Origin of the sequence: Citrobacter sp. S55_ASV_140, assembly GCF_018919505.1 — a bacterium.
In the GTDB taxonomy this organism is placed as follows: Bacteria; Pseudomonadota; Gammaproteobacteria; order Enterobacterales; family Enterobacteriaceae; genus Citrobacter; species Citrobacter werkmanii.
On sequence record NZ_JAHLQZ010000252.1, the window covers coordinates 1 to 4,639 of the forward strand.

General features: G+C 52.9%; 6 protein-coding genes. 2 read left to right on the top strand and 4 right to left on the bottom strand.

The features are described 5' to 3' along the window. From KQJ18_RS21670 to KQJ18_RS21685, 4 genes are all read right to left on the bottom strand, one after another. On the bottom strand, positions 1-1,438 hold a 1,438-nt coding region (locus KQJ18_RS21670), incomplete at its 3' end, for a UvrD-helicase domain-containing protein (RefSeq protein ID WP_216422719.1). Positions 1,439-1,541: 103 nt separating this feature from the next. After that, entirely contained in the window at positions 1,542-2,270 is a 729-nt protein-coding gene (gene pnuC, locus KQJ18_RS21675) for a nicotinamide riboside transporter PnuC (protein WP_069325100.1), read from the bottom strand. Beyond that, the gene (locus tag KQJ18_RS21680) at positions 2,270-3,019 is read right to left on the bottom strand and encodes a nucleoside phosphorylase (protein WP_216422720.1); all 750 of its coding nucleotides are present in this window, start codon (positions 3,017-3,019) and stop codon (positions 2,270-2,272) included. The genes pnuC and KQJ18_RS21680 overlap by 1 nt, the downstream gene beginning before the upstream one ends. 25 nt (positions 3,020-3,044) lie before the next feature. Continuing rightward, on the bottom strand, positions 3,045-3,749 hold the full coding sequence (locus tag KQJ18_RS21685) for a Crp/Fnr family transcriptional regulator (RefSeq protein WP_085049762.1): 705 nt from the start codon (positions 3,747-3,749) through the stop codon (positions 3,045-3,047). 194 nt (positions 3,750-3,943) lie between these two features. Between KQJ18_RS21685 and ppiC (KQJ18_RS21690) the strand changes: the two genes are divergently transcribed. After that, positions 3,944-4,225: a peptidylprolyl isomerase PpiC gene (gene ppiC / locus KQJ18_RS21690; RefSeq protein ID WP_038634595.1), complete on the top strand. Its 282-nt coding sequence runs from the start codon at positions 3,944-3,946 to the stop codon at positions 4,223-4,225. Between the two features lie 49 nt (positions 4,226-4,274). Further along, positions 4,275-4,556 carry a peptidylprolyl isomerase PpiC gene (gene ppiC / locus KQJ18_RS21695; RefSeq protein ID WP_003017999.1) on the top strand — a complete coding sequence of 94 codons (282 nt, stop codon included), beginning with the start codon at positions 4,275-4,277 and terminating at the stop codon, positions 4,554-4,556. Positions 4,557-4,639 lie beyond the last annotated feature (83 nt).

The window sequence follows — 4,639 nt, forward strand, 5'->3', positions numbered from 1 at the left end:
GGATAAGATCGCGCACGGCCGCAACGGGCTCACGCTCTGCCAGGCGCTGAATTTCACCCAACCAGTGCGTAAAACGGGTCAGTGAATCATATCCGCGTCCGGTCAGCGTCTGGCTCAGGCCCATGTCAAAACTGGCGGTAAACAGGCTTTTATTACGCGTCATCGCCCATTCACCTAATTTCTGCAGCGTCGCCGGGCCAATCTCGCGCTTCGGCGTATTAACGATGCGCAGGAACGCGCTGTCGTCATCCGGGTTGCTGAGTACGCGTAGATAGGCCAGCAAGTCTTTAATCTCCGGACGAGAGAAGAACGAGGTACCGCCGGAAATTTTGTACGGGATGCGGTTCTGCATCAGGAATTTTTCAAACACCCGCGACTGATAGTTGCCGCGATACAGAATCGCATAGTCCTTATACTGCGTCTTATTGACGAAGTGATGGGCGATCAGTTCACCGGTGACGCGCTCCGCTTCATGCTCTTCGTTATTGGCGCTCAATACCTTAAGCTCCGCACCATAGCCCAGCTCAGAAAAGAGTCGCTTTTCAAACACATGCGGGTTATTAGCGATGAGAATATTCGCCGCCTTGAGAATGCGCCCGGAGGAGCGATAGTTCTGCTCCAGTTTAACCACCTGTAAGGTCGGGAAGTCTTTACTCAGCAGCACCAGGTTCTGCGGACGCGCGCCGCGCCAGGAGTATATCGACTGATCGTCATCGCCCACGACGGTGAAGCGTGCCCGTTTCCCCACCAGCAACTTCACCAGCTCGTACTGACTGGTGTTGGTATCCTGATATTCATCCACCAGCAGATAGCGGATTTTATTCTGCCAGCGTTCGCGCACTTCTTCATTGCGCTGAAGCAGCAGCGTCGGGAGCAGGATCAGATCGTCAAAATCGAGAACGTTACACGCCTTCATATGGGCGTCATACAAACCGTAGCAGTGGGCAAAAATACGATCGCGTTCGCCCTTCGCGCTGGCCGCCGCCTGCGCCGGGGTCATCAGATCGTTTTTCCAGTTGGAGATCGTCGAGATCAGCTGTTGGAGAATAAGCTTATCGTCTTCAATTAGCCCTTCGGTCAGTTCCTTAAGCAGGGCCACCTGGTCGGTATCGTCAAACAGCGAGAAGTTCGACTTCATCCCCAGCGCCGCATATTCGCGCTTAATGACATCCAGTCCCAGTGTGTGGAAAGTGGAGATCATCAACCCGCGTGCTTCTTTACGCCCCAACGTTTGCGCCACGCGCTCTTTCATCTCGCGCGCAGCCTTATTGGTAAAGGTTACGGCCGCAATATGTCGTGCCTGGTAGCCACATTCACGAATCAGATGCGCGATTTTATTGGTGATAACACGCGTCTTACCGGAACCAGCTCCCGCCAGCACCAGGCAAGGTCCGGTGACGAATTCGACGGCTTGTTGTTGTCCGGGGTTCAAACGCATAGAGGATTGCTCAATCTGTAAACACGGGGAGGTGGATTGTAGCAGAAAGAGGGGGAGAAAGAGTAACTGGCTACCCTTGCGGGTAGCCAGAAAATCGGGTCAATCAGGAGACCGTCGCGGCAAGCGGTGTATAGCCATTTCGCTGCGCACTTTTGATCCAGCCGTACGCTCCCATGACAGCAATCGCAGTCAGGAGGACATACTCAAGCGACATGGCGTAAACGCCCTGCACCGCGTATATAACCACGCTAATAACATCGATAAGTACCCATAGCAGCCAGTTTTCAACATATTTACGCGTCATCAGTACCATGGCCGCAATCGACAATACCAGCATGGTGGAATCCCAGAACGGGAAGGCATCGGGCTGGAGGTCAGGCATAGCGACCTGCATACCAAATGTTTGCAGCAGGGCAATCATGATGCGGGTGAGCGCCGAAAACACCGGATCGATAAACAGCGTCATCAGAACTATCGCCACCGCGCATACGCTGCCCAGTACCAGGGTTTGCTGACGGGAAAGCCAACGTACTTTGAGCGCAGCTTCCTGCGCCTCGTTTTGCCGGCTCCACGCATACCAGCCGTAAATGTTAGCGGCGAAGAAAAACACCTGCAGCAGCAGGCTGGCATAGAGCTGAATCTGGAAGAAAATTGCGGCAAACAGTGTGACGTTAATCAAGCCAAACAGGTAATTGATGATTTTTTCCCGGCTGGCACACCAGATACATAACAGACCAAATACGGTACCAATGGCTTCAATCCACGATAGCGCATACCCGCCTTCGCCGAGAGGAATGTTGACCATCACATTGTTAATGCTAAAAAAGTCCATCACTGACCTCCTGACTGGCTGACGGAATAAATGGCGCGGAGCGCCAGGGCAATTTGCCGTTCTTCACCCTGCTGGCACAACGCGTCCTGTTGGACATAATCATTGATGCTGCTATCCAGACAACCGTTGTGGGCAACCACCACGTTGAGTAATGACGCCGTACGTAACCCTCGCAGCGCGCCGATAGTCATCAGAGCGGCGCTCTCCATATCCGCGCCCAGAACGCCGAGCGCCGACCACTGCGCATCCAGTTCTGCTTCCCGATCGGTATAAAAACTGTCGTGGCTACGCACCAGGCCGCACACGGCGGGGATATTCATCTGGCGCGCCTGCACCATCAGTTCCCAGGTTAACTGCGGGTCGGTGCAGGCCGGATAGCCTGCTGGCGCATAGGTACGGCTGGTCCCGTCATCCGTTACTGCGGCATGGGCGATAATCACGTCACCGAGCGCAAGATTATCCTGCAACGCCCCACAGCTACCGATACGAATCAGGGTTGTTAGGCCGATCTGGCGCAGTTCTTCAATGGCAATCGCCGTAGACGGCCCGCCGATCCCGGTAGAGAGCACCAAAATCTCGACGCCCTTATACCAACCTCGCGCGGCGCGAAACTCCCGGTTTTGACCAAGCAGTTCTGGGTTATCAAGAAAATTGACGATGCGGTCCACCCGCAACGGATCGCCCGGCAGCAGCGCATAGCGTGCGCCGGTCATCTCCTTGCTTAACTGGATATGGGGTTGCAGCGACATTCTCGCGCCTCCTTCACTCTTGCGGTTATCCGATATCAGCCTCCTGCTTTAACTTTTCAGGGACTAACAACACAATGCTTTCACCATCGGTATCAATAATCTGTAACGCTTTCAGATCATGTAAAATACGATTAATACTACGGGTCGTCGCCGCCAGCTCCTCGCTGAGGTTTAGCTTATCCAGCAAGATTGCGTTGGTGCCATCTTGTTGATAACGCAGCCATAACGCCTGACATACTCGCTGATGCAGCGAGTAAAGATTGTCGCTGCTGGCCTTTTTTGACAGCTGATAATATTGCTGACTAAAGAAGCGCAGCATCCGCTGGTTAAAATGGTTATCTAAGGCCAGCCAGCGGCAAAAATATTCCTGCGACAAACTCAGGAGCTGCACATGCCCTACCGCCACCACCGAACAGATGTAATGACGTGACTCAAAGATCTCGAGCTCGCCCAGCATGTCGCCTTTCCGGTAGCGGGCCTGACGATAACGACGTCCATCTTCAGCCTCATAGAACACATCCACTTCGCCAGCAATAATCAGCGAAAAGCGCTGACATATTTCCCCCTGCCGGCAAATAAAGTCTCCACGCGGGATCTCTTCAAAGCGCCATTGCTGCATGATTTCCAGAGGGCAATATTTCAGTAATTCATAAAGCTGTGGATCGCGAACAATATCACTAAGCCCGGAAAGCCAGCCGACTGAAAATTCAGGTTTTTTCATTGTATCCATGTTATCTCGCTCCACAGCGGTAGGGACAGGACGGCTGTCCGTGACAAGAAGGAACAGGACAGATAAAAATGTCGCTCATCTCTCGCTTCCATACATCAGGCGAGACATCTGTCCCGTGATGGCGAAGAGTATATGTTCACGGCGAAGGCGGATGATAAAGTAACGAGATATCTTTGAGACATGAGAACAAAATAATGGCTAAGAGCGCGGCAGCCCTGCACATCCTGGTAAAAGAAGAAAAACTTGCTCTGGAAATCCTGAGCAAGCTGGATCGCGGTATTAGCTTCGATCACCTGGCAAAACGCTACTCTCGCTGCCCATCCGGGCGCAACGGCGGCGATTTGGGTGAGTTCAAACAGGGGATGATGGTCGGGCCATTTGATGCCGCCGTGTTTAGCTGCCCACTGCTTAAACCTTACGGGCCGGTCAAAACCAAATTCGGCTATCACATCATCAAGGTGCTGTATCGCCGATAAGCCATGCTAAAATCGCCAGCCTTATATATTCCCTTTTGAAGGCACGATCATGGCAAAAACAGCAGCAGCAGTGCATATCCTTGTAAAAGAAGAGAAACTGGCACTGGATCTTCTGGAGCAGATTAAAAACGGCGCCGACTTCGGCAAACTGGCGAAGAAGCATTCCATCTGCCCATCGGGCAAACGCGGTGGCGATTTAGGTGAATTCCGTCAGGGCCAGATGGTGCCGGCGTTCGACAAAGTGGTCTTCTCCTGCCCGGTGCTGGAGCCAACCGGCCCGCTGCACACTCAGTTCGGTTACCACATCATTAAAGTGCTGTACCGCAACTAATAAAAAGCCCGGTGTTTAAACACCGGGCTTTTTTATCGGATGGCGATACGCTTATCCAGCCTACATAATGGTCACTTTATTGT